Below are 23,106 nucleotides of genomic sequence, written 5' to 3'. Positions count from 1 at the left end.
ACGCGAAAAGCGCCCGTCGGATGAGTAGAATGAGTCACTGCTTCCATCGATACGCTCATGCCCGAAGCCCTCTCTTCAGTGAATCCGGCTAACCCCGCACCGGACCCGCGGCAAGCAGCAGGCAGCCGAGCCGATACGGCGAGCGCGACGCAAGCGCCCGCCGCGCAGCAGTGCGCGACGCCATCGCGCGAGGCTGAGGGTCACGCGAAAGGCCGCGCCAAAAGTCACGCGAAAGCCCACGACCAGGGCCGGGCAAAAGAGTCGCACTCAACCGCATGGATCGAGTTCGCGTGCGTCGTGATGCTGACGGCGATCGTCTGGGCGCTCTGCGCGACGTTCGACGTCAGCGAGCTTGCGTATCGCTGGACTCGCAATGCCGAGCGCTATCAGCTCGACGAACTGCCCGTCACGATGTTCGTGCTCGCGGCGGGCTGCGCGTGGTTCGCATGGCGGCGCTATCGGGAATCGCAAAGGGAATTGCTGCGCAGGCGCGCAGCGGAGGAGGAGGCCGAGCGGCTGCTCGCCGACAACCGGCGCCTCGCGAGCGAAGGCATCGAAGCGCAGGAAGCGGAGCGCCGTCATCTCGCGCGCGAGTTGCACGACGAACTGGGCCAGTACCTGAACGCAATCGCGCTCGATGCCGGGCGGATTCGCGATCTGTCGGCGAATCGCGAGCCCGAAATTCATCGCGCGTCGCTTGCCGTGATGCAGAGCGCGAGTTTCGTCTACCGGCAGATCGGCGGAATGATCCGCAAGCTGCGGCCCATCGGCCTCGATGAACTCGGCTTGCCGAGCGCGCTCGAACATTGTGTCGAAGGCTGGCGCGAGCGGCTGCCCGATGCGTCGTTCAAGCTCACCATCGACGGCGACTTCGACGGCTTCACCGACGCGCTCAACATCACGCTCTACCGCTTCGTGCAGGAAGCGCTGACGAACGTGTCGAAGTTCGCGCGCGAGTCGAGCGTCGAGATCTATCTGGTGAGAGCGCCGCTTGACGGCGAGCGCGGCGGCGAGATCGTCGTGACGGTCGCCGACGACGGCCCCGGCGCCGATCTGTCGAAGCCTCGCGCGGGGCTAGGGCTTGTCGGCATGCGCGAGCGCGTCGAGGCGCTCGGCGGCGAGTTCCATGTCGCGAGCGAGCCGGGACGAGGTTTCCTCCTATGCGCGCGCGTGCAGCCTCATGTCGGGCTGCCCGAGCCCAGCGGTCCGAGCGTACCCATCGAACCCGACGATCCGAAAAGCTCGTGTGGCGAGGCGAGTTCGGAGAACTGAAGTCCGAGACGCTGCGCGATCTGCACGAGCTGCACGCCGTTGTTCGCGCCGAACTTCTGACGTATCGCGGACTGATGATTGGCAATCGTCTTCTGGCTCAGGCCGAGCCGCTCCGCGATCACGGGCAACGTATAGCCCTGCACGAGCAGACGCAGCACTTCGAACTCGCGCGCGGACAACTGCCGTCCGGGCGGCCCTTCGTTGAACATGGTCCGCAACGCGAGCGCGTGCGATACGTCCGCGCTCAGATAGCGCACGCGCCGCGCGACGGCGCGCACCGCTTCTACGAGCACATCGGGCGCGCTCGCCTTCGTCACATAGCCGCTCGCGCCCGCATCGAACGCGCGGCGCACGAAAAGCGCCTCTTCGTGGACGCTGAAGATCAGCACGCGCGCATCTGGCTCGCGCGCGAGCATCCGGCGCATCGCTTCGATGCCGCTTGCGCCCGGCATCGCGAGATCCATCACGACGACATCCGGCTGCAACGCGCAGAAGCACTGGTAAGCCTTCATCGCGTCGGCCGCTTCGCCCGCGACGCGCACATCGGGGCTCAGTTCGAGCAGACGTCGATAGCCTTCGCGCACGACGGCATGATCGTCGACGAGAAGCACGGAGATGGCGGGCGTCGTCATGATCGCGTTTTCTCTTTGGGGGGCGTCGTTGTCGTTGTTGTAGCCGCGCGCGTGCCGCCATACGTGCCGCTTTCCGCGCCGCCTTGTGCATCGACAGCGAACCGCCGCGAATTCGCATCGTTGCGGAACATGACGGGCTGTTCGTCGGGTGCGAGCGACGCGCCGCGTTTCGCCGCGTCGCGCACCACCTTCACCACCTGCTCGTGATGCTCCGACTTGTCGCAGACGGGATCGGCATTGGCGGCATCGTGTGTCAGCAGATACGCCTGACAGCGGCAGCCGCCGAGGTCTTTGGTCTTTTCGTCGCAACTGCGGCACGGCTCCTTCATCCATTCGAAGCCGCGAAAGCGGTTGAACGCGTCGCTCGCGTACCAGATGTCGGCGAGCGGCATCTCCTTCACGTTCGGAAACGTCAGGCCGGGGAGCGAGCGCGCCGAATGGCAGGGCAGCGCGGCGCCATCGGGCGCGACGCCGAGGAACACCGAGCCCCAGCCGTTCATGCAGCGCTTGGGCCGCGTTTCGAAGTAGTCGGGCACGACGAAGAAGATCTTGCAGCGATTGCCGATCTCCTTGCGATACCGTTCGACGACGGCTTCCGCTTCGCGCAGCTGCCCGGCGGTCGGCATCAGTTGCGCGCGGTTCGTGTGCGCCCAGCCGTAGTACTGCGTGTTCGCAAGCTCCAGATATTCGGCGCCCATCGCGAGCGCCATGTCGATGATCTTGTCGACGTGCGGCAGGTTATAGCGATGCAGCACACAGTTGAGCACCATCGGAAAGCCGTGCGCCTTGATCGAGCGCGCGACGCGGTTCTTCAGGTCGAACGTGCGCGTGCTGCTCAGAAAGTCGTTCAGCTCCTGGGTCGAATCCTGAAACGACAACTGGATGTGATCGAGCCCGTTCGCCTTGAGCACGCCGAGCCGCGCATCCGTCAGCCCGACGCCCGATGTGATCAGGTTCGTGTAGAAGCCGAGCTTGTGCGCTTCGGCGACGAGTTCTTCGAGATCGTCGCGCATCAGCGGCTCGCCGCCTGAAAAGCCGAGTTGCGCGGCGCCGAGCTTGCGCGCCTCGCGCAATACGCCGATCCATTGCTCGGTGCTCAACTCGTCGCGATGGTCCGTGTAATCGACCGGGTTGTAGCAGAATGCGCAATGCAGCGGACAGCGGTACGTCAGTTCCGCCAGCAGCCACAACGGCGGGCCGACGTCGCTTCGCGCCGCCTGCTGCGCGTGCTCCCGTTCTGCAATCGCGAGATCGCTCATGCTGTTACTCCAGCCAGCCACGCGAGCGCGCGTGGTCGACGAATGCCTGGACTTCGGGCGCGAGGCCCGTCGCGTTGAACGCCTGTTCGAGTTCGGCGACGAGCGTCGGGATGTCGCGCGTGCCGTCACAGCGCAACAGGATTTGCGCGGCGCTCTGGTTCAGCTTCACCATGCCTTCGGGATACAGCAGCACATGCGCGTCCTGCGCCGGTTCCCATTGCAGACGGAACAGGCTGCTGAGTTTCGGGCCGCGCTTTTCACTGCTTTGCGCGGCGCTGTCGTGCGGAGTGTTCGTGGGCGTGTTCATGCGGGGAAAGCCTTTTCGATCGCGTCGAGCATGGTCCACAGAATGTCGAGCTTGAACTGCAGGATGTCGAGCGCGCGTTCCTGTTGCTCGCGCGTGCGGAAATGATCGAGCGTGACGGCGAGGCCATGCTCGACATCGCGCTGCGCAAGCGAGATGCGCGAGCGGAAATACGCGAGTCCTTCGGGCTTGATCCACATATAGTGCTCGGGCCATGTGGCGAGCCTGTCCTTGTGAATTTGCGGCGCGAAGATTTCCGTCAGCGACGAGCAGACGGCTTCCTGCCACGGCGCGCGGCGCGCGAAGTTCACATACGCGTCGACGGCGAAGCGCACGCCGGGCACCACATGTTCGAGCGACCACAATTCGTCGCGCGATAACCCGACGGCATCGCCCAGGCGCGCCCATGTTTCGATGCCGCCTTCGTCGTCGCCGTAGCCATCGTGATCGAGAATGCGCAGCACCCAGCGGCGGCGCGTCGCGCGATCAGGGCAATTGGTGAGGATCGCAGCATCCTTCAGCGGAATGTTGATCTGATAGTAGAAGCGGTTCGCGACCCAGCCGCGAATCTGCTCGCGCGAGCATCCGCCGCTGTTCATCTTCACGTTGAACGGGTGATGGATGTGATACGCCTGACCCTTTGCGCGCAACTGCGCCTCGAATTCTTCGCGGGTCCATGCGGGGCCGGTGTCGCTCTTGAGGGGCATCGATCGCTTCTCCGTTTCCAGGTCTGTACTGGCAGCGCTCGCTGCCTACAGTTCGAACAGCATCCCGTCGTGCGCGACTTCGATGCCGTGCTGCGCGAGGATGCGCCGCTCGGGCCCGTCGTCGATCAGGATCGGGTTGGTGTTGTTGATATGTATTAGCACCTTTCGCGCGTTCGGCCTATCGAGCGAATCCAGCACGTCGATCATGCCGCCCGCGCCCGTTTGCGCGAGATGGCCCATGTCTGCGGCCGTTTTCTTCGACAGACCCAGCTCGATCATTTCGTCGTTCGTCCACGTCGTGCCGTCGACGAGCAGCAGATCGGCGCTGCGCATCGCCTCGCGGATGTGCGGTTCGAGCACGCCGAGACCGGGCGCATAGAACACGCGCTTGCCCGAATCGGGCGCGGTGAGCAGCAAGCCGATGTTGTCGCCGCGCTCGGGCGCCGCGCGATGCGGCGAGTAGGGCGGCGCCTTGCTCGACAGCGGCAGCGCGTCGATGCGCACGCCGGGCAGCGCGCCGATCTCGAACGGACCCGCGTCGAGCGCGATCGTGTGGCGCTCGGTGCGGCAGTAGTGCGACAGGATCGAGACGATCGGAAAGCCCGTCGACAGGTCTTGCCACACGGCTTCGGTCGCATGCAGCGCAAGCGGCGCGCTGTTCTCGCGCAGCATCAGCAGGCCCGTCACGTGGTCGATCTGCGCATCCATCAGCAGCACGGCGGCGATGCCCGTGTCGCGGGCATGGCGGGCGGGCTGCATCTCCGGATTCGCGGCGATCTGCGCGAGGATGTCGGGCGACGCGTTCACGAGCAGCCACGCAATGCCGTCGACGCTCACCGCAATCGACGACTGCGTGCGCCGCCGCGCATTGAGCGTACCCTTGCGCACGCCGTCGCAGTTGTGGCAGTTGCAGTTCCATTGCGGAAAGCCGCCGCCCGCCGACGAACCGAGCACCTTGATCTTCATTGTCCGCGCGCTCCTGAATATCCCGTGAAATAGCGCTTCAATTGATGAGCATTGCGTGTCATGGCAGCATCCTGCGCAACAGCCCGTCGCGATCGATCAGTTGGTGCTTGATCGCGCCCGCGATGTGCAGCGCGATCATGACGATGAAGATCCATGCGACGATCTCATGAATGCCGAACCACAGTTCGCGCATCGACTTGTCGTCCCAGCCCCACTTCGGCAGCAGGATGCCCCAGAAGCGCGTGCCGTAGGTGTTGAACGACGAGCCCAGATAGCCCGTCACCGGCATCGCGATCATCGAAACGTATAAAAGAACCTGCGTGGCGCTCGCGGCGGCGCGTTGCCACGCTCGCATCGGCGGCAACGGCGGCCTGCCGGATACCATGAGAACTCCGATGCGGATCAGCACCAGCAGGAAAATCGTCAAGCCAAGCGACTTGTGAAAGTTGATCAGCGCGGCCTTGAAGGGCAAGCCGCGCGGCAAGCCAACCATGTACAGGCCGATCGCGAGCATCGCGATGATGCCGAACGCGATCAGCCAGTGCAGCACGATCAGCGGCATTGGGTAGCGCATTGGCGCTTCCCTTTCCGTGCGCGCGACGTCGGTCGAGCGTGTGGCGTTCATGATGTCGGTTCCCTCGATCATTCGGCGGCGTCCGCATTATTCGACGATCAGCAGTTCGCCGCGTCCGTCGACGGCAAGATCGCCTGCGTAGCGCTGCGGCAGCCTGTGCGCATCGAGCGCAGCGAACGGCGTAAGCCGTCGCTTCATTAATGCGGATGCGCAAGCGCTCTCGCTGCATTGCGCGGCAAGCGCGCGCACGAACAGTGACCAGAACACGTCGAAGCCGCGTCCGCCTGCCGTAAAAGTGGGCGGCACGCGTTCCGGCCGTTGCAGCAGCAACAGTGTGCCGCGCCGCATGCCATAGCCATAGTGTGCACCCAGACGGCCAGCGATGCCGACCGTGCCCGCGACGAGCCGCGACGCCGCGTAATCGCCCGTATCGCCGCCGATCAGCACGGTGCCGCGCCGCATGCGGTCGGCGAGGCGCGCGCCCGCGTTGCCCGCGACGACCAGCGTGCCGCCCGTCATGCCTTCCATTCCGCCCGGCCGCGCGCCCGCAACGAAATCGCCGCTGTGGCCCTCGACCGTCAGACGTCCGCCGCGCATTTCGCAGCCGGTGAAATGCCCCGCGTTGCCTTCGATATCCAGCGTGCCGCCCGTCATTCGCAAGCCGGCGTAATCGCCGACCGAACCCGTCACGCGCACGCTGCCCGCATCGAGTTGCGCGCCGACGCCGTCCAGCCAGCGCGCGTCGCCTTCGATCACGACGCGCGCTTCATCATTGTTCGTCGCGAGCGATACGTCGAACAGATCGCCGATCGCGAACGCTTCGTTGCCCGCGGACAGCAGCAACCGTTCGATCGCATCGCCCGACAGCGCCGACAACGTGCACGGCAGCAACGGCGAGCCGTCGACGCGAAAGCCCGGCGCGTGCTTCACGCGCAACGTGATCGCGGTCATGGCGCGCCGTCCTTCGTGGCCTTCGCCGCGCCGCCCGACGTGTCGTTCGTCGTGTCGTCCTGCGCGTCGCCGCTATCGCGCTGCACAATGCCCGCCGCCAGTTCGCGCAGCCTGAAATGATAGGGCCCGAGCTTGCCGCCATAGTTCCCCGCGGAAATACGCACGACACCACTGCCTGCCGCCGATGCCGCGTCGATGCCCGCCGTCATGGCCTCGCCGACGTCGGCATCCGTCAATCCGTCGATGACGATTTCGAGCACGCAGCCCGTCTGCGCATCGAGTTCGCTGCGATGCGACAAGCCGATCAACGTCGGACAAAACGCATCGTTCGTCGACGCGACGGCGCCTTTGTACTTCGACCCGATCTTCGACCCCGAACGCACGACGCCGCCAGGAAACGGCGTAATCACATTCGCGAGTCGATGCATCGCAGCGACGGCGGCTTCCGCTGCCGCCAGCGCGCTGTCGAGATCGCGCGCGAGCAGCAGCAGATTGCCGCCGCCGACGGCCTTCACCGTCTGCACCGTTTCCTCGCAGACGAACTCGCCGTCCATCACGGGCACGCGCCAGTAGCGCACACCGTTCAGCACCTTCGAAATCTGCCAGCCGTCGCCGAAAAAGCGCAGCGAGCCGCCGAGCGGCGCCGCGTCCGACAGCGGCGCGCGTGTGGTGGCGGGATCGATGCCGTTGTAGACGGCCGTCGTCGGGCACGTCAGCACGCATTGGCCGACGCGCCGCACGATCTGCTTCGCGAGTTCCTTCGACGACACCGCGAAGATCAGCACGGAGATGCCGGGCCGGCCGTCGGGCGACGCGTCGGCGGCTATTTCGTGCTCGATGCCCGCCTCGCAGCCGCAGTCGATCACCGACGTCGCGAAGCCCGTCAGCGAATCGGCTGCCGCGCGCGCCCAGCGCGGCGTGTGCGCGGTGATGACGAGCCGCGTCGCCTTCATCGGGAAGGCTTCCGCGAACGTGTCGTCGATCAGGGTGTCGTTGATCTGCATCGCGCGTTGTGCCCGGTCGGAAGCTCACGCCCGCGCGAAACACGCGACGGGCAACAGCCGTCCGCCGCGACAGCACGCGCAGATTTCGTCGTCGCTGATCGCGGCATGGGCGAAATTGGTGGCCAGATTCGCTTCGCTGTACTGGCGCAGCGTCGTTTCGATGCTCCTGTCGAAGTCGGGGGAGACGAAGTGGATGCCGCCCGTCGGCGTCGACACGAGGTTGCCATCGCGCGCGACCAGCTGGCCGTCCTTGAACACATACGCGGGCGACGTGAACATCCGCTCGCGGTCGGCGTCGTCGCGATAGACGGAGATGTCGGCGGCGGCTCCCGGCGCGAGATGGCCGCGGTCTTTCAGGCCGAGCAGTCGCGCGGGGCCCGCGCGCGTGACGATCGCGATCTCGTACAGCGAGTACTCGCGCTTCAATTCCTGGAGCGCGCTCGCGACTTTCGCTTCGGGATGCAGCCGATCGAGTTGCGCGTCGCGGAACGGCTTGTCCATCAGCAGGCGAATCAGATGCGGATAGCTCGTGAACGGGCCGCCGTTCGGATGATCGGTCGTCATCGACACGCGCCACGGGTCGTTCATCAGCAGGAAAATTTCCAGCCCGATGATCCATTGCAGCGCGTTCACATAGCTTTGCTCGCGATAGCGAAACGGCACCACGCCGCAGCCGGCATCGCATTCGATATCGCCGACAATCCATTTATGCGGCCGCGCGAGCGGCGCGTTCTTGAACTGCATCATCGTGTCGCCGGATGCCGTGACCGTCTGCCCGAAAATGATCTGGCCGACGTCGATCGACACGTTGGGCCGCGCGTTCGCGGCCTCCGCGATCGCGCGCGCGCCCGACGAAAACTTGCGCGGACCTTCCGTGCCGTAGCTGTGAAACTGGATGTGCGTCAAATGAATGGGCAGGCCGTCGGCCGCATCCATCGTCGCGATTGTCGAATCGATGTTGCCCGGCACGCCGAGGTTGCTCGCATGAACATGCAACGGATGCGGCACGCGCAGTTCCGTCAGCGCGCGCGTCAGCGTGCGCAACACGTCGCGCGGCGTGATGCCGTAGTGCGCGTGTGCCTCGTCGACATCGAGCGAGCGCTGGTTGAATTTGAACGCCGAAATGCCGCCAGGATTGACCACCTTCACGCCGAGCGCGCGGCTCGCGTGCATCGTCCAGCCGACGTAATCGCGCAGGCGCTCGAAGTCGTCCTTCGCGGCGAGCATCTGCATGAACAACTCGTCGTTGCCGAGCATCACGTAAGCGCCATGATCGATGATCGGCGTGTCGCCCATTTCCAGATGCGCGTGGCGCGCATTCGACGCGATCATCGCGGGCTCGAACGCGGCCGTGTAGCCCATCTCCGCATAGCGATAGCCGGTGGCGAGCGTGCCCGGCGTGCAGACGCCGCACGACGGCATGCGCAGATAGCGGCCCCGTTCGTCTTGCACGGCTTCGTATGAAGCGTCGCGCGGCGCGTCGTCGCGGTGGTCCTCGGGCAACAGCAGCCGCGACAGGTTCGTCTTGCCGCCGCCGATGTGCGAATGCAGATCGATGCCGCCCGCCATCACGACCATGCCTTGCGCGTCGTAGTCCACGTCGACGGCGCCATCGGCGGGCGGCGCGACAATGCGGCCTTCGCTGATGTAAAGGTCGCGCACTTCGCCGTCGACGCCGTTCGCGGGATCGTAGAGGCGGCCGCCTCGCAGTCGCGCGATGCTCATGACGGCCTCCGCGTCAGTGTGGCGCGCGCGGCGAGATCGTCGGCGAGACGTGCTGCGATCGTCGCGACGCTGGGCAGCGCGATGTTCCGCGCGGGATGCAGCGGCATGACGACGGACGCATCGACGCGAAACAAATGTCCGTCGCTGTCGATGCCCGGCGTAGCGACGGGAATGAACACGGTCTTCGCGCCGCGCGAAACGATCGAGGATGCAAGCGTGGGTGCGCCGAGCACGACGACGGGCACGTCGTCGCGCAATTCGGCGGGCAGCGCATGCGGCTCGAAGCTCGCGATCCACAACAGCGCATCCACTTCGCCTGCCGCGAGCAGGCGCGCCATCCGATAGCGCCAGGGATCGTGATCGAGCGGCGGCGTGCCCGGCAGCCGGTCGGGCTTCGACACGCGCGTGCGTAACGGAAAGCCCGCCAGCCACGTGACCGTCTGATTGACGCTCAATGCGCCGTCCGCGCCGCCGAGCGTCAGCACGCCCGCGCGGCTCGTCCTGTTGATCGCCTTGACGATACGGTGCAGCGCTTCGATCAGCAGCGCCGCATGCGGCTGCGGCAAAGCGGCGGGCTCGATCACGAATGCCGTGTAGCGCGCCTCGTGTATGCGCGCCATCAGCGACGCCAGCTCCGTTGCGATGCCTGTGCCGTCTTCGAGCGCTTCGGGCTTGCGGCCTTCGGCTATCGCCGACCACAGCGCGAGCACGTCGTGCAGCGACGCGGTGGAAAGAATCGAACCGGCGCGCGCATCGTCGAGGCGGCTCGCCACGGGATCGACCTCGCAGCCGACGAAGCGTATTTCGCGCTCCATCGCCGTGCCGCTCGCGATGCGTTCGTAGAAACGCGGATGCTGCGCGGACGGCTCGCAGCCGAACACAACGAGCAGGTCGGCGCGCGAGCGCACTTCCGAAAGCGTCGTGAAGAACGCGCCGCGATCCTGCAATGCGAGCGTGGCGGCCGTCATCGCGTCGCCCTGCAGCGAATCGACGATGGCGCCGCAGCCGGCCGCGAGTGCATAGAGCGCGCGCGTTCCCGCGATGTCCGTCGCGCAGCCGAACAGCGGGCGGCGCGATCGGGCGAGCACCGTGACGGCTTCGTCGAGCGCGGCATCGAGCGATGCGGGCGTGCCGTCGATCGAAGGCGAGCACACGTTGTCGCTTGCGTCGTAGCGCGTCAGGGCATGCGCGAGGCGCGGGCAATCGGTGAAGGGCGCGGCGAGCGTCCCGTCGTTGCCCGGATGGACCTCGATGTCGTCGCACAGCAGCGGGCAGAACGGGCAGGTCCAGTCGGTCGTCGCGGCGGCGAACGTCAATGGCCCATCGGCGGGCGACACCGCATCGGCATTCGTGACGTGGGAGTTGGACTCATGCATGAGAAGCCGTTCAGCAAGGTCCGTGCCGATTTCGCGCATGCCGCGCGTCGTGCGCACATGAGGGGCGGCTCGCGTGGCGCAACGCGTGCATGCGCGCTATCGCACGCTATCGCGGCGCTTGCCGATGGGCCACCCGATGGGCCACACGTGTCACGCTTTTGCGCGCAGGGCATCGAAGCGTCGAACGCGAGCGCGCGTGTTCTGCGAATGAATCAGTTCCGCGTCTTGCGCGGCTCGGCGCGGCTCAGCGTGACCCGGCGCGCGCAGCACAGTATGTGCTCCGCGCTGCAACAGTGTGTCACTTCGGGACACCACGGCGCGCGATGTGCAGGCGACGCGCGCCGTTGCTGCAACGCAGTCCGCGTGGCATGGATATTGTTTCGCCGATCACGCCGAAGCGTCCGCGTTCATCGTGCGCGTGTCGGAAGTGTGTCGATGAGCCTGCCGTCATGAAGCGCCGACGCGATCAGCCACACATCGGCGCCGCTGCGTGCCGCCGCATCGAGATCGTCGCGATGACGGATGCCGCCCGCGCCGATCAGCATGCGCTGGCCTTGCTGGCCTGGCTCGCCTCGCTGGTCCGCTTGCGCACGGATCGCGCCGAACGTATCGAGGTCCGGGCCTGCATCGGCGCCGACCTGATCGAGCGTCATCACGATCACGCGCGCAGGCCATGTCGAAGGCGAACGCAGCGCATCGGCGATGTCGGGTGCCGCGATCAGCTGGCCGCCGCGATGATCGAGCGACAGGATCGGCGCATAGCCGGCGGACTCGGCTTCGCGCAACGCATCGGGCGAGCGCAGCGATTCGGAGCCGAACACGGGCACGATGCGCGCAATCGCCTCGTGTTCATGCGTGGCGCCGATGGCGGACGCGATGCGCGCGAAGTGGTCGAGCATCGACGGGAAGTCGGCATAGCCGGCGTCGAGCCAGATTTCGAGCGGCGGTTGTTGCGGGTCGTGCCGGCGTCGATCGGCGAGGCGCGTGGCGAGCGTGGCGAGTGTCGATGGGTCGGCATCGCGCGACATGATCGCGCCCAGGTCGGCGACGTACAGCACATGCGCGCGGCTCGCGGCCAGCAGCGCGCGGGCGATGGCGAGCGGTTCGCTCGACGCGCAGAGGGAAGACTGAATGGGCCGATAGTTCGCGCGGTCGCCGCGTATCGCGCGCACCGCGTGAGCGTCGAGCAGATCGAGTACCGGGATCACCTGCATGCGGAGACGTTCCTTGATGAAGCTCTGGGTTTATGAGTATCTCACCGGCGGCGGCATCGACCGGCAGTTCGCGGACAACAGCAGCCTCGCGGATCTGAGCGCGCTCGTCGTCGAAGGGCGCGTGATGCGCGATGCGATTGTCGGCGATCTGCGGCAGCTCGACGGCGTGCAGGTGAGCTTCGCCAGTTCGCGCTTCGAAACCGTCGACGAAGGCGTCGCGCATTGTCGCGCGAAGCCCGGCGAAACGATGCTCGAATTCGTCGCGAGAGCGGCGCGCGAGCACGACTATGCGTGGATCGTCGCGCCCGAGTGCGATGGCCTGATGCTCGATCTCGCCGATGCCGTCGGCCCCGCGCGCTGGATAGGCTGCACGAAGGAAGCGATCGCGCTCGCGTCGAGCAAGCGCGCGACAGCGCAGCGCCTTGCGTCGCGCGGCATCGCCGTGACGCCGGCGCTCGAAGCCGCGCAGATCGACGCGCGCACGCAGCGGCGCTGGGTCGTCAAGCCCGACGACGGCGCGGGCGGCCTCGACACGCATGTGTTCGACGATGCGGACGGCGCGCGCGCCGAATATGCGGCGCGCTGCGCGGCGGGGCGCGATACGGTGCTTCAGGAATGGGTGGACGGCGATCCGCTGAGCGTGTCGCTGATCTGCGATGGTGGCGACGGTCGCGATGGATCGCGTGCGACGCTCGTCAGCATCAACCGGCAGCGCATCGGCGTGGCGGCGGCCGTGGCGGGGCATCCGGGGCAGGTGGTCGGCTTCGAAGGCGTGGAGATCGGCTGCATCGACCGCAACGGCGCGCAAGGCCGCGCGCTCGATGCGCTCGCGCAGCAGGTCGCGGCCGCCGTGCCGGGGCTGCGCGGATTCGTCGGGATCGATGTCGTGTGGCATGCAAGCCGTGGCCCTGTCGTCATCGAAGTGAATCCGCGCGCGACCGTCGCGTATGCGGGTCAGTCGGCGCGGCTGGGCCGCAATCTCGCCGCCGATGTGCTCGCGGCGCACGGCCTGCATGTCCGCGAGCGTCCCGCTGCCAACAACGCGTTCTCCACTTGCGGAACGGGAACATGAGCGCGTCCTCTGCTTCGAGCGAAGCCGCGATCTTCGGCTGGGATGTCGGCGGGGCGCACGTGAAGGTGTCGCGCGTCGATGCGTCGGGTGCCGTCGACGATATCGCCCAATGGGCCTGTCCGCTATGGCAGGGGCTCGAACATCTGCATCGCGCAATCGACGATGTGGCGGCGCGCTGGCCCGATGCGTTTCACGCGCGCTCGCGCCACGCGGTGACGATGACGGGCGAAATGGTCGACCTGTTCGCGGACCGCGAGCACGGCGTGCGCGCGATCGTCGATACGCTTGCCGCGCGCATCGGCAGCGAAACGGTCTTTTTTGCGGGCGCTTCCGGTTGGCTCGACGCCGCGCAGAGCGTCGCGCAATGGCGAGCGGTGGCATCGGCGAACTGGCTCGCGACGGCGCAATACGTCGCGACGCGCATGCGCGATTGCGTGCTGATCGACATCGGCAGCACGACGACGGATATCGTGCCCGTCGTCGCGGGGCGCGTCGCGGCGCGCGGCGCCAACGATGCGGCGCGCCTCGCGACAGGCGAGCTCGCGTATCACGGCGTCGTGCGCACGCCGCTGTGCGGCATCGCGCACCGGATCGCGTTTCGCGGCGAGACGGCGGGCGTGATGAACGAATGGTTCGCGACGAGCGCCGACGTCTACCGGCTGACGGGCGAGCTATGGCCGCCGCACGATCAGCACGCGAGCGCGGACAACGGTCCGAAGACGGTGGCCGCGAGTTGCGCGCGGCTCGCGCGGATGATCGGCCGCGATGCCGCCGATGCGTCCGCGCACGAATGGCGCGAGTTCGCGCAGGCATGGCGCGACGCGCAGTTGCAGGCGATCGGCGCGAGTTTCGCGCAGGTGTGTGAAGCGCATCCGTCGTTGCAAGGGGCGCCGATTGTCGGCGCGGGATGCGGGAGATTTCTGGCGGCGTCGCTGGCGCGCGCCGACGCGCGTGAATACGTGGACTTCGGCACGCTGACGCGCACGGCGGCGAGCACGCCCGAGCACGCGGACGAATGGATCGCGACGTGCGCGCCGAGTGTCGCCGTCGCATTGCTGATGGCGAACGGGTTCGAGCAACGGCGAGCGTCGACGCGCGTTGCGTGAACGTTTCTGCGAGCGTATGTGGCTGCGCGATATGCCGCGCGTTGCGTGCGTGTTTCGCCGAGCGTATGTGGCTGCGGGACGTGGCGCGCGCTGCGTGAACGTTTCCGCAGGCGTATGTCGCTGCGCGGCATGCGGCACGTGTCAATGCGCTCCACGCGTGGCCGCGTGCGGACTCGCGGCATCGGGCGGGTGGCGCATAGCAAGGCGCCGACAAGCATCAGCGTGGGCAAGGCAGGGGGCCATCAGCGCGGCGCAAATGCCGCAGTGGAGTCGAACGAGAGCGAGGTAACAGACATGTGGGTGGTGAAGATCGGGGGAAGCCTGAGTCACGACCCGTCGCTGCGGGACTGGCTCACGCAGCTTTGGGAAGTCGGCGGCGGGCGCGTCGTGATCGTGCCCGGCGGCGGGGACTTTGCGGACAGCGTGCGCGCGTATCAGCAGGAATGGCAATTCGACGATCTCGCCGCACACAACATGTGTCTGCTCGCGATGACGCAATACGCGCTTCTGATGCAGGCCGTCCTGCCCGATCTCGTGCTCGCGACGAACGAGGAGCTGATCCGCCGAGCGTTGCGCAAGGGCAAGGTCGCCGTGTGGATGCCCGTGTGCCTGATGCGCGTCACGCCCGATTCGATGACCAACTGGGACACGACGTCCGACAGCCTCGCCGCATGGCTGTCGACGACGCTGAACGCCGAGCGCCTGATGGTCGTGAAGTCATGCCCCGTCGGAGAAGGCGTGCCGCTCGTCACGCTTGCGTCGAAGGGCGTGGTCGATCCGAGCTTCGTCCACTACGTGAAAGAGGCGAACTACGAGGTCGAGCTGTTCAGCAAGACGGATGTCGCGCTGGTGCGCGAGCGGCTGCTGAATGCGTCGGCGGTTTGAATGGCTTTGAGCGTTCGTGTCGGCGCTGCGGTGGTACGGCGCGCCGCGTATGCGCATACGCATCGCATCATGCGGCTGCGCTCGGCGCGGCGTGATGCAGCGCGTCCGCCCATTGCGCGACGCGTCGCGGATCGAGCCTCGACATGCGGCCGTTTTCGCAAAGCGCCGTGCGAAATCCGGCGACGTCGGGCGCGAGCGCGCGAATCTGATCGAGTTGTGGCCAGCCGAGCGAGCCCGCGATGCACGCCATCGCACCTGACGCGCGTATCGTCGCGACGTAGCGCGCGAGCGTCGCGCCGTCGATGCAATCGAAGAGCGTGCGGCCCGTCTTGCCCGCCGTATCGAACACGATGCCTTCGAAGCCGAGCGTCGCCGCATGGTCGACGAGCGACGCGTCGACGCCGTCGTCGGACAGCAGCACGGGAAGCACGGTCGCGTCCAGGCCGGCGAGGTGCGTCAGACACGCGTGCGCATGCGGCCCCGGCGTCACGCCGACTTTAACGAAGTCCACGCCTGCATCGCCGACTTCGGCGACGCGCGCTGCTATCGTATCGAGCGCATCGGACGGCAGGTCGCCGATCGTCGCGCTGATCGGCTTGACCGGGTAGCGCGCGCGCAGCGCATGCGCAATTCGCCAGAGATCGTCGATGCGCACGCCGCCCAGCGCGCCGTCGAGCGGCTCCTTCAGGTCGATCAGATCGGCGCCGGCAGCGGCGGCGTCGAGTGCTTCTTCCGTCGAGCGAACGCTGGCGAGCAGTGCGGTCATCGAAGTCTCCGGATGTGCGATGCGTTGGCGATGGTTGCGCGAAGCGTGGGCGGTGCGTAGGGGATGCATGGGCGGTGCGTAGGCGAAGCGTGGGCGGTGCGTAGGGCGATGCATGGGCGGTGCGTAGGCCGTGCGTGGGCAGTGCATGGGCAGCGCATGAGCGGTGCGTGGGCAGTACGCGGCGTTGTGCGGTTGGCGGCATCACGTCGTGCCGGCGTGCGACGGCGCGGGCGCGCTGCTTTTCCCCTTCTCCGACGCGGTGCCTGTTGCGCGAAAGCGTTCGACGGCGGCCGTGATCCATTGCCACGCGGTGAGCTCATCGGGGCCGGCTGTCTTGTCGATGGCGATCTGCAGATAGGCCATTTCGCGGTCGATCTTGTCGGCGGGCAGCATGAAGAGGCGGCTCACCAGAATCGCGCCTTCGACGACGGCCGCCTGCGCGCGATTGAATCCACCGAACGGCGCGTGCGTTTCGCTGTGCACGCAGCGCATGTGGAGCACGGGGCGTTGCGGATCGTCGGTGATATGGTCGAGCAGCAGCTCGGTGTGCGCGAGCGATTGCTGCAGCCGCACACTGCCGACGCGGCTTGCGGCGCGGGTCGGCCAGTCGCGCTGCGCGCCCGTCACGCAGCCTGCGAAGACGCGCACGTCGGTCGTGAAGTTGATGACGGCGGCCTGGGTTTCGAGGATGTTGTCGAGGGTTTTCGACGGTCTGAAAGGGGCGAGGATCGCGAGACCATGTTCGAAGCGCACACCCATCGGCGCCACGTGGGGGTGGCCATCGCTTGACGCTGTCGTGATTACTGTTTCATGGATCATGGAAGGGGTTTTCTCTTTTCTGTCTGCGACGCTGTTTGCCTTTTGGCTTTTGTGTCTGCGAGGGCTTTTTGTTTTGGTCTTTATGGTTTGTTGCCGGCATCCGCGTTCGTTTCGCTATTTCAGTGTGCCGCCGGCATCCGCGATGCGGTTTGTGTCTGCGATGCTTTTTGCTCGGGACTTTACAGCTTGGCGCCGGCATCCGCGATGCGCCTCGCGGCGCAGGCGTTGCCCCTGTGCGGGGCGGCACCTACTTTTCTTTGCAGCGGCAAAGAAAAGTAGGCAAAAGAAAGCCGCTCACACCGCCAATGCTTGACCTTTACCCACGGGCCCTCAACGTCCCCGTGTTTCATACGGCAGCGTGCTATCTCATGCGCGTTGCCAACGTGTTTATCTGACGCCTCGCCTGCATCATGCACCCGAACTGCGGCGCGCGACATCGAATATTCCCAAGCCCCCTTGCGGCGAACTGTGTGTAGGCATTCGCGCCGCACAGGAAACCTTCGCTACGCGATACACCCAGTGCGGGCGTTGCCGTGTACGACACTGCAGCCTCGTTCACTACCGACATGCGGCGCTGAATCTTCGATACCCTTCGTTGTGCCATGTGTGCATGAAGCGGGTCAGGCGTTTGGCCAGAGCGTGGGCAACGAATGAGAGCGAGCACATTGCCGCAAGAAACACGGGGACGTTGAGCGCCCGTGGGTAAAGGTCAAGCATTGGCGGTGTGAGCCCGCCCGCTTTCTTTGCTTACTTTCTTTGCGGCGGCAAAGAAAGTAAGTGCCGCCCCGCACAGGGGCAACGCCCGCGCCGCGAGGCGCAACGCGGATGCCGGCGGCAAGCCAAAAAGACCAAAACAAAACTGCAGCGCAGATGCCCGCGCTAAGGGCAAAAAGAAAACAGCGTCGCAGACATCAGAAAAACCAAACAGCGTCACAGACAAAAAAAAAGCAAAAGGGCCAGCCCGAAAACCGGGCCGGCCCCGGCCGGCTATCTAGTAGCGATATACATCGTGACTTCAAAGCCGAAACGCATATCGGTGTAGCCAGGGGTAGTCCATTGCATAGTCGTCCTCCTTTACGAGTGGAAACGGCGGTCCCATTGCGACCGACGCCCTCTGTGACGTGCAGGACACCCGATCGCGTCGGCCCATGTTGCTGATGCAACTGTCGTACCAGACACCCAACCCACCGGGAAGTGTGCTCTGTGACGCGCCCCGAACCAGCTTACGCGCCTTACTGTAGCGGAACCGCAGCAAAGTGTTTCATGAGCCGATATCCCATTGTGGACGCATTTTGCGTTATGTGCACGCGTGTTAACGGATCGCTTAAGCCTGCCGAAAAAAATCGTGAATTCACTTCATCCCGCACGCCGCCTACAGTGACCTGCAAGGCTCGCGGACGTCGATGCCCACAAGCATTTCCCCCATTTCCGATAAGGCGCACGCAGCGCTATTCGCCGACGACGGCGCACGCCGTACCGCGCCAGCGTCCGATTGCCTCCATGACGCGCCAACCAAAACGCGATACGGCAACCATCTTGCATGGGACCCGGGCAACGCAAGAGACGGGAGCAAGCCTCGAACGGGAGTAACGCGCTAAAGCGCCAAACTCTGGTCGACGCAAACGCCCGTCGATGCGCCAGCCGAGGTCGACAGGGAGACATCGTCATGAACGCCGTCGTTGAAGACGACAAAGCGGAGCCGAAAGCACACTCCAAAGCGGAGCGCAAAACCGCGTCCAAAGCGCCGACAAGGGCACACGCGAAAGCGCGAACAAAAGCGCGGACAAAAGCGCAGACGAAAGCGCAACCGCCGGGCGCGCATCCGCAAGTCGATCTGCCCGCGCGCTTTCGCGAATCGGGCATCGCTGGCGAGCCGGACGGACTCGACCGCGATCTGTCCGGCCTCGCGCCCATCAGGACGCGTATCCGCGAAAATCGCCGCACAGCGGCTCGTCGGAAGCGCGCCCGATCACCGCGCGCGCCTGCGCGACGCCAATCGTTTGTTCGCGGGTGCGCCAAGTGGCGCCGCGAGCGCCGACCCCGCCGCGCTGACGCTGCTGACGCCGCCGATATCCGCGCGAGCAGCGTGTTCTCCGAATCCATCGGTGACGAGGCGAGCCACGCCACCGAATCCGATTTACCACTTCGCAGGAGAGCATCATGCGTCACGCAAACATCACGTTGACGAGGTTCCTGAGCGGCGATGCCGGGCTTTCGATGTCGACGCGGCCACCCACCGGGTTGCAGGCGGTGCTGCATGAAGTCGCCGCATCGGTGAAGGCGATCGCGGCCGCGCTCGCGCGCGGCACGCTCGGCGACAGCGCGCACGCCGATTCCGTCGCGAGCGGCGCCGTGCTCGCGTACTCCGCGCGCCGGCGCAAGCGGGCCGAAGCGGCTTCGGGCAACGGCAACGCGAACGACGCGAGCAGTCCCGCATACCAGCTCGCATTCGATCCGCTCAACTGCCCTTGGAACGCGGACGTCAACGGCACGGCGGGTTCGATCTTTTCGGTGATGCGCGTGCAGTCGCAAGCCAGCGATGCGGCGAACCGCGAGCTTCGCGACGGCGCGTATGTCGAATCCGGCGGCGAACACAATGGCGAGCCTTATGGCGCGCCGCTCCTTCCGCCTGGCCGCGAACAGGCGGCAGCCGGCTACACGATCTACGGCCCCGCGACGATGCTCGTCTTCACGCTCGGCGACGGCACGCACGGCTTCACGCTCGATGGCGAGACGGACGAGTTCGTGCTCACGCATCCGTCGATCCGCATTCCCGACGACACGGCCGAGATCGCCGTCGACGCGTCCAACGAGCGCTTCTGGGAGCCGCCCGTGCGCCGCTACGTGCGCGAGTGCCGCGAGGGCCGCGCGGGCTGCCGCGAGCGCGATTTCAGCCTGCGCTGGAGCGATGCGCTGGTGCCCGAAGTGCATCGCATCCTGATGCGCGGCGGCCTCTTCCTGATGCCACGCGATTACCGGACACGCTCCGCGATGCGCGGGCGGCTTTCCGCCGTCTACGACGCGAGGCCGCTCGGCTTTCTCGTCGAGCAGGCGGGCGGCATGGCGACGACGGGACGCGAGCGCGTGCTCGACGCCGCGCCGCGCGCGTTCCATGAGCGCATGCCGCTGATACTCGGCTCGGCGAACGAAGTGGCGCGCATCGGGCGCTATCACCGCGAGCACGATCTGGGTATCGACGCGCCTTTTACGTCGCCGCTTTTTCGTGAGCGCTCGTTGTTCCTTCCGGAAGCGTCGGTTTGATGCGTTGCCTGCACGGGATGGCAGCATGCGTTGAAGCGCTTGCTGCCATCGATAGCTCTGCATCGGACGGGAGTGAGTGCTGTGCATGGGGCTGGCGCAAGGGCTCTGCATGGGGCTGCAGTAAGTGCTGAAGCACTAACTCCAGCCGACAGCTAAAGCGCCAACTCCAGCCGGCAGCTTTGCAATGGGACAGGAGACAACGCATGTCAGTCAGACATCCGATCGTCGCGGTGACAGGGTCGAGCGGCGCGGGCACGACCACCGTCATGAAAAGCTTCGCGCACATTTTTCGCAGGGAGAAGATCAATGCGCAGATCATCGAAGGGGATGCGTTCCATCGGTATGACCGTCTCGGTATGCGCGAAGCGCTGCGGCGGAGCGAGCAGGACGGCGTCCGGAATTTCAGCCATTTCGGTCCCGATGCGAATCTGCTCGAAGAACTGGAGCAGCTGTTTTCGAGCTATGGCGCGTCGGGTACCGGCCAGTTCCGCCGGTATGTTCACGACGACGCGGACGCCATCGTCTACAAGCAGGACCCGGGAACGTTCACGCCGTGGCAGGACATTGCGCCGGACACGGACATGATGTTTTACGAAGGGCTTCATGGTGCGGCCGTGACCAGCAAGGTCGACATCGCACAGCATGCGGATCTGCTCGTCGGCGTCGTGCCGATCATCAATCTCGAATGGATCCAGAAGCTGCATCGCGACCAGACGCTGCGCGGTTATTCGCATGAGGCCGTCGTCGATACGATCCTGCGGCGCATGCCGGATTACGTGAACTACATCTGTCCGCAGTTCTCGCGCACGCATGTCAATTTCCAGCGCGTGCCGACCGTCGATACGTCGAATCCGTTCACCGCGCGGGAGATTCCACAGCCCGACGAGAGCTTCGTCGTGATCCGGTTTTCGAAGCCGAAAGGCATCGATTTTCCGTATCTGCTGACGATGCTGCACGACTCGTTCATGTCGCGGCCGAATGTGATCGTCGTGCCCGGCGGCAAGATGGGGCTGGCGATGCAGCTTATCTTCACGCCGATGATCCTGCAGTTGCGCGACCGGCAGGCAAGGGCGTGAATATGTGACGCTGGCGGGGGCGTGTTGTCGTGCGTCTCGGTCGTGCGTCTCGGTTGTGTGGTTGGCTGACGGCCTGTAGACCGTACCCCGCGCGGGGCCGTCAGCCTTTTTTCCTGCACGCACGAGGAAGCGCAACGCCACGAGCAACGCCGCAAGCAACGCTAGTCGGCGCCCTTTTTCCTCGTCGTCCCCGGCCCGCACCACACGTCGAGATTCTCTTCCGGCCGGTCGACCTGGCAGCCCCAATCCAGCGGCTGATCCTGATCGAAACGCTTGCCCAGCTCCCACGCGATTTCGGCGCGCGCCGTCTGCACGCCCATATAGAACGCGTGGCCGCCGTCGTGTTCGAGCTTCAGATGCGGATACAGCGCGAACGGATCGCCATCGACGAGATGCATCTCGCGGTTGTACACATGAATGCCGTCCGTCGTCACCTGCACGCGGAAATTCGGATCGCGCACCTGCGCGGCGAATGCCGCGATTTCATCGGCATCGTATGGAAAAGGCCGCTTCGCATGCAGCGCGGAAAGCGCAGGGTCGATGCCTTTGGGCAGCACCTGCGCGTCGTGCGCGACATGCATCACGCGCCGCGCGACATCGGCCTCGCGCACCGCGCGCCGCGCATGCAGGCTGACGGATGTCGTCAGCACGGCGGACACGTTCAACTCCGCCGCGATGCCCAGCAGCACCGCGTTGATGCCGCTCGTGTCGGCCTCGGTCAGTTCGGTGAGATTGCCGATGCCGAGCATGATCGCGATATCCGGATATCGCTCGCGCAGCGCGACATATCGCGCAATCGACGCGGCAAAGCCAAACGGAATCGGATCGAGAATGGGATCGGCGAGAAAGGGCCGGCCGCGTTCGAGCATCGTGTCGATGGCCTGATGCAGCGACGCCGTATCGCGCGGCTCGCGTCCGACGACGATCGGCGTCGCGCTCACTTCGTCGGCGATCCATAGGGTGTCGGCGTTCAGGCTCATCAGGTAGTCGGCGCCCGCGCGGCCGCCGCGCAACAGCTCCTCGGCGAGCATCGAATCGACACTCACACGATAGCCGTCCGCCTTCAGCATGCGCACGGCGTCTTCGAGATGCGGAAACGGCGTGTCGGGCAGACAGCCCACGTCGATTACATCCGCGCCTTGCTCCGCATACGCCTTCGCGCGCGCCGCGATGCCGTCGAGGTCGAGCCGGGGCGCATCGACGATCTCCGCGAAGACTTCCGTCGAGTAGCGCGACAGATCGAACTTGCGCGCAGCTTGCCCGAAGTGCTGCGGCAAGTCCTTCGCTTCTTCCGGTCCGCGTTCGACGGGCACGCCGAAGTGCTCGCTCAACGCGGCGAGGTCGCCACGGCAGCGGCCCGGCACGATCATGCGATCGGCGTGCAGCGGCAGCGCGACGCGCCGGCGGATCATGTCGGCCGTCATCAGCGCGGCGACCTGCAAGCCGATCTCGCGCACTTCCCACGTGAACGGCGCGTTCGCCATGCCTTCCAGCACCTGCACGACGCTTTTTTCGGCGAGCCTGCCTGTCAGGAAGACGATGTGTTCCATGCGAGCCCGAGATTCGATAGCCGTTCGCTCAATGCCGCGCGCAATTCGTCGAGCGAGCGCGCGACGGTCGTGTGCTCGATGCGCGCAAGCCGCTCGACGTTTTCCAGTTCGAGCGCGCGCGGCCGCACTTCGACCCACTCGTGCGGGCTTTGCGTGATGACGCTCGGCTCGGTGTCGCATGCGAAAACGATGCCGGGCACGCACTGCTTGCCCGCTTGCGCGTAGAGATTGGTCGGCAGCGTGTCGGAGATGCCGAGCGCGCACTTGGCGACCGTGTTGCTGGTCGCGGGCGCGATCACGACGGTGTGATAGAAGCCCTCGTACAGCATGCCGACGGGCACGCTGCTCGCGCTGTTGTCGCGCATCACGCGAAAGTGCTCGCGCAGCTTCGGCACGGGCCAGCCATAAAGCGGCAGCACTTCTTCGCCGGCCGCCGACAGAAACAGATCGACGCCCGGCAGCGCGAGCGCCACGTCGATCGATTCTTCGAGCATATGGCCCGAGCCCGTGATGCACCACGCAAAGCGCGCGTCGGGGCGGAAATCGCCGGGGCGGCGGGCGGGCGACGGTGCATTCATGCGCGATTC

22 protein-coding genes are annotated in these 23,106 nt (G+C 65.9%); 6 read left to right on the top strand and 16 right to left on the bottom strand.

The features are described from left to right. Positions 1-300 precede the first annotated feature (300 nt). Positions 301-1,272 (top strand): sensor histidine kinase, encoded by a 972-nt coding sequence (locus VSR68_RS04720; protein ID WP_342938979.1) that lies wholly within the window; start codon positions 301-303, stop codon positions 1,270-1,272. Here VSR68_RS04720 and VSR68_RS04715 read toward each other — a convergent pair. The 11 genes from VSR68_RS04715 to VSR68_RS04665 form a co-directional block, all read right to left on the bottom strand. Then, entirely contained in the window at positions 1,179-1,904 is a 726-nt protein-coding gene (locus tag VSR68_RS04715; RefSeq protein ID WP_342938678.1) for a response regulator transcription factor, read from the bottom strand. The two genes, VSR68_RS04720 and VSR68_RS04715, sit on opposite strands and share 94 nt — an antisense overlap. Beyond that, positions 1,901-3,163, bottom strand: a complete 1,263-nt coding sequence (pqqE, locus tag VSR68_RS04710) for a pyrroloquinoline quinone biosynthesis protein PqqE (protein WP_342938677.1) — start codon at positions 3,161-3,163, stop codon at positions 1,901-1,903. Before pqqE ends, VSR68_RS04715 begins: the two co-directional genes overlap by 4 nt. A 4-nt stretch (positions 3,164-3,167) precedes the next feature. Next, on the bottom strand, positions 3,168-3,470 hold the full coding sequence (gene pqqD / locus VSR68_RS04705) for a pyrroloquinoline quinone biosynthesis peptide chaperone PqqD (protein WP_342938676.1): 303 nt from the start codon (positions 3,468-3,470) through the stop codon (positions 3,168-3,170). Further along, positions 3,467-4,174, bottom strand: a complete 708-nt coding sequence (gene pqqC / locus VSR68_RS04700) for a pyrroloquinoline-quinone synthase PqqC (protein WP_342938675.1) — start codon at positions 4,172-4,174, stop codon at positions 3,467-3,469. The genes pqqD and pqqC overlap by 4 nt, the downstream gene beginning before the upstream one ends. 45 nt (positions 4,175-4,219) lie before the next feature. Next, positions 4,220-5,140 carry a pyrroloquinoline quinone biosynthesis protein PqqB gene (gene pqqB / locus VSR68_RS04695; protein ID WP_342938674.1) on the bottom strand — a complete coding sequence of 307 codons (921 nt, stop codon included), beginning with the start codon at positions 5,138-5,140 and terminating at the stop codon, positions 4,220-4,222. Positions 5,141-5,198: 58 nt separating this feature from the next. Continuing rightward, positions 5,199-5,765, bottom strand: a complete 567-nt coding sequence (locus VSR68_RS04690; protein WP_342938673.1) for a cytochrome b — start codon at positions 5,763-5,765, stop codon at positions 5,199-5,201. A 36-nt stretch (positions 5,766-5,801) separates the two neighbouring features. Further along, positions 5,802-6,665 (bottom strand): formylmethanofuran dehydrogenase subunit C, encoded by an 864-nt coding sequence (locus tag VSR68_RS04685; protein WP_342938672.1) that lies wholly within the window; start codon positions 6,663-6,665, stop codon positions 5,802-5,804. After that, positions 6,662-7,669 carry a formylmethanofuran--tetrahydromethanopterin N-formyltransferase gene (fhcD, locus tag VSR68_RS04680; RefSeq protein WP_342938671.1) on the bottom strand — a complete coding sequence of 336 codons (1,008 nt, stop codon included), beginning with the start codon at positions 7,667-7,669 and terminating at the stop codon, positions 6,662-6,664. The genes VSR68_RS04685 and fhcD overlap by 4 nt, the downstream gene beginning before the upstream one ends. Before the next feature lie 24 nt (positions 7,670-7,693). Beyond that, complete coding sequence (locus VSR68_RS04675; protein WP_342938670.1) at positions 7,694-9,394, bottom strand: formylmethanofuran dehydrogenase subunit A; 1,701 nt, start codon at positions 9,392-9,394, stop codon at positions 7,694-7,696. Continuing rightward, positions 9,391-10,770 carry a formylmethanofuran dehydrogenase gene (locus VSR68_RS04670; RefSeq protein ID WP_342938669.1) on the bottom strand — a complete coding sequence of 460 codons (1,380 nt, stop codon included), beginning with the start codon at positions 10,768-10,770 and terminating at the stop codon, positions 9,391-9,393. The genes VSR68_RS04675 and VSR68_RS04670 overlap by 4 nt, the downstream gene beginning before the upstream one ends. Before the next feature lie 407 nt (positions 10,771-11,177). Further along, positions 11,178-11,984: a HisA/HisF-related TIM barrel protein gene (locus VSR68_RS04665; RefSeq protein ID WP_342938668.1), complete on the bottom strand. Its 807-nt coding sequence runs from the start codon at positions 11,982-11,984 to the stop codon at positions 11,178-11,180. 16 nt (positions 11,985-12,000) lie between these two features. Here VSR68_RS04665 and VSR68_RS04660 point away from each other — a divergent pair, with 16 nt between their 5' ends. The 3 genes from VSR68_RS04660 to VSR68_RS04650 all read left to right on the top strand — a co-directional run bounded on the left by VSR68_RS04660 (position 12,001) and on the right by VSR68_RS04650 (position 15,047). Next, positions 12,001-13,056 (top strand): ATP-grasp domain-containing protein, encoded by a 1,056-nt coding sequence (locus VSR68_RS04660; protein ID WP_342938667.1) that lies wholly within the window; start codon positions 12,001-12,003, stop codon positions 13,054-13,056. Then, positions 13,053-14,162: a hydantoinase/oxoprolinase family protein gene (locus VSR68_RS04655; RefSeq protein WP_342938666.1), complete on the top strand. Its 1,110-nt coding sequence runs from the start codon at positions 13,053-13,055 to the stop codon at positions 14,160-14,162. Before VSR68_RS04660 ends, VSR68_RS04655 begins: the two co-directional genes overlap by 4 nt. A 294-nt stretch (positions 14,163-14,456) precedes the next feature. After that, positions 14,457-15,047, top strand: a complete 591-nt coding sequence (locus tag VSR68_RS04650) for an aspartate kinase (RefSeq protein ID WP_087736475.1) — start codon at positions 14,457-14,459, stop codon at positions 15,045-15,047. Between the two features lie 67 nt (positions 15,048-15,114). On the opposite strand, the gene VSR68_RS04645 is transcribed toward VSR68_RS04650, so the two are convergent. The 3 genes from VSR68_RS04645 to pqqA all read right to left on the bottom strand — a co-directional run bounded on the left by VSR68_RS04645 (position 15,115) and on the right by pqqA (position 17,694). Continuing rightward, positions 15,115-15,813, bottom strand: a complete 699-nt coding sequence (locus tag VSR68_RS04645; RefSeq protein ID WP_342938665.1) for a (5-formylfuran-3-yl)methyl phosphate synthase — start codon at positions 15,811-15,813, stop codon at positions 15,115-15,117. Between the two features lie 201 nt (positions 15,814-16,014). Continuing rightward, positions 16,015-16,632, bottom strand: a complete 618-nt coding sequence (locus tag VSR68_RS04640) for a DUF447 domain-containing protein (RefSeq protein ID WP_342938664.1) — start codon at positions 16,630-16,632, stop codon at positions 16,015-16,017. A gap of 987 nt (positions 16,633-17,619) precedes the next feature. Continuing rightward, positions 17,620-17,694, bottom strand: coding sequence for a pyrroloquinoline quinone precursor peptide PqqA (pqqA, locus tag VSR68_RS04635; RefSeq protein ID WP_082426903.1), 75 nt, complete (start codon positions 17,692-17,694; stop codon positions 17,620-17,622). A gap of 1,098 nt (positions 17,695-18,792) precedes the next feature. Between pqqA and VSR68_RS04630 the strand changes: the two genes are divergently transcribed. Further along, the gene (locus tag VSR68_RS04630; RefSeq protein WP_342938663.1) at positions 18,793-19,893 is read left to right on the top strand and encodes a class 1 fructose-bisphosphatase; all 1,101 of its coding nucleotides are present in this window, start codon (positions 18,793-18,795) and stop codon (positions 19,891-19,893) included. A gap of 203 nt (positions 19,894-20,096) precedes the next feature. Next, complete coding sequence (locus VSR68_RS04625) at positions 20,097-20,969, top strand: phosphoribulokinase (RefSeq protein WP_342938662.1); 873 nt, start codon at positions 20,097-20,099, stop codon at positions 20,967-20,969. 161 nt (positions 20,970-21,130) lie between these two features. Here VSR68_RS04625 and VSR68_RS04620 read toward each other — a convergent pair whose 3' ends face one another. Together VSR68_RS04620 and VSR68_RS04615 are read right to left on the bottom strand one after the other, a co-directional pair. Beyond that, positions 21,131-22,519, bottom strand: a complete 1,389-nt coding sequence (locus VSR68_RS04620; protein WP_342938661.1) for a DUF6513 domain-containing protein — start codon at positions 22,517-22,519, stop codon at positions 21,131-21,133. Beyond that, complete coding sequence (locus tag VSR68_RS04615; RefSeq protein ID WP_152762993.1) at positions 22,498-23,097, bottom strand: flavoprotein; 600 nt, start codon at positions 23,095-23,097, stop codon at positions 22,498-22,500. Before VSR68_RS04615 ends, VSR68_RS04620 begins: the two co-directional genes overlap by 22 nt. Between the last annotated feature and the right edge of the window lie 9 nt (positions 23,098-23,106).

The organism is Paraburkholderia phymatum (assembly GCF_038900715.1).
GTDB lineage: Bacteria > Pseudomonadota > Gammaproteobacteria > Burkholderiales > Burkholderiaceae > Paraburkholderia > Paraburkholderia phymatum_A.
Note: the sequence above shows the minus strand (reverse complement) of the source record. Positions and strands in the feature narration are given on the sequence as shown.

Coding starts and splice junctions, on each gene's coding strand:
- VSR68_RS04640 (WP_342938664.1), bottom strand. CDS start 16,632: ATGATCCATGAAACAGTAATCACGACAGCGTCAAGCGATGGCCACCCC.
- VSR68_RS04665 (WP_342938668.1), bottom strand. CDS start 11,984: ATGCAGGTGATCCCGGTACTCGATCTGCTCGACGCTCACGCGGTGCGC.
- VSR68_RS04655 (WP_342938666.1), top strand. CDS start 13,053: ATGAGCGCGTCCTCTGCTTCGAGCGAAGCCGCGATCTTCGGCTGGGAT.
- VSR68_RS04650 (WP_087736475.1), top strand. CDS start 14,457: ATGTGGGTGGTGAAGATCGGGGGAAGCCTGAGTCACGACCCGTCGCTG.
- fhcD (WP_342938671.1), bottom strand. CDS start 7,669: ATGCAGATCAACGACACCCTGATCGACGACACGTTCGCGGAAGCCTTC.
- VSR68_RS04685 (WP_342938672.1), bottom strand. CDS start 6,665: ATGACCGCGATCACGTTGCGCGTGAAGCACGCGCCGGGCTTTCGCGTC.
- VSR68_RS04715 (WP_342938678.1), bottom strand. CDS start 1,904: ATGACGACGCCCGCCATCTCCGTGCTTCTCGTCGACGATCATGCCGTC.
- VSR68_RS04645 (WP_342938665.1), bottom strand. CDS start 15,813: ATGACCGCACTGCTCGCCAGCGTTCGCTCGACGGAAGAAGCACTCGAC.
- VSR68_RS04660 (WP_342938667.1), top strand. CDS start 12,001: ATGAAGCTCTGGGTTTATGAGTATCTCACCGGCGGCGGCATCGACCGG.
- VSR68_RS04690 (WP_342938673.1), bottom strand. CDS start 5,765: ATGAACGCCACACGCTCGACCGACGTCGCGCGCACGGAAAGGGAAGCG.
- VSR68_RS04625 (WP_342938662.1), top strand. CDS start 20,097: ATGTCAGTCAGACATCCGATCGTCGCGGTGACAGGGTCGAGCGGCGCG.
- VSR68_RS04720 (WP_342938979.1), top strand. CDS start 301: ATGCTGACGGCGATCGTCTGGGCGCTCTGCGCGACGTTCGACGTCAGC.
- pqqD (WP_342938676.1), bottom strand. CDS start 3,470: ATGAACACGCCCACGAACACTCCGCACGACAGCGCCGCGCAAAGCAGT.
- VSR68_RS04615 (WP_152762993.1), bottom strand. CDS start 23,097: ATGAATGCACCGTCGCCCGCCCGCCGCCCCGGCGATTTCCGCCCCGAC.
- pqqE (WP_342938677.1), bottom strand. CDS start 3,163: ATGAGCGATCTCGCGATTGCAGAACGGGAGCACGCGCAGCAGGCGGCG.
- VSR68_RS04620 (WP_342938661.1), bottom strand. CDS start 22,519: ATGGAACACATCGTCTTCCTGACAGGCAGGCTCGCCGAAAAAAGCGTC.
- VSR68_RS04675 (WP_342938670.1), bottom strand. CDS start 9,394: ATGAGCATCGCGCGACTGCGAGGCGGCCGCCTCTACGATCCCGCGAAC.
- pqqB (WP_342938674.1), bottom strand. CDS start 5,140: ATGAAGATCAAGGTGCTCGGTTCGTCGGCGGGCGGCGGCTTTCCGCAA.
- pqqC (WP_342938675.1), bottom strand. CDS start 4,174: ATGCCCCTCAAGAGCGACACCGGCCCCGCATGGACCCGCGAAGAATTC.
- VSR68_RS04630 (WP_342938663.1), top strand. CDS start 18,793: ATGCGTCACGCAAACATCACGTTGACGAGGTTCCTGAGCGGCGATGCC.
- VSR68_RS04670 (WP_342938669.1), bottom strand. CDS start 10,770: ATGCATGAGTCCAACTCCCACGTCACGAATGCCGATGCGGTGTCGCCC.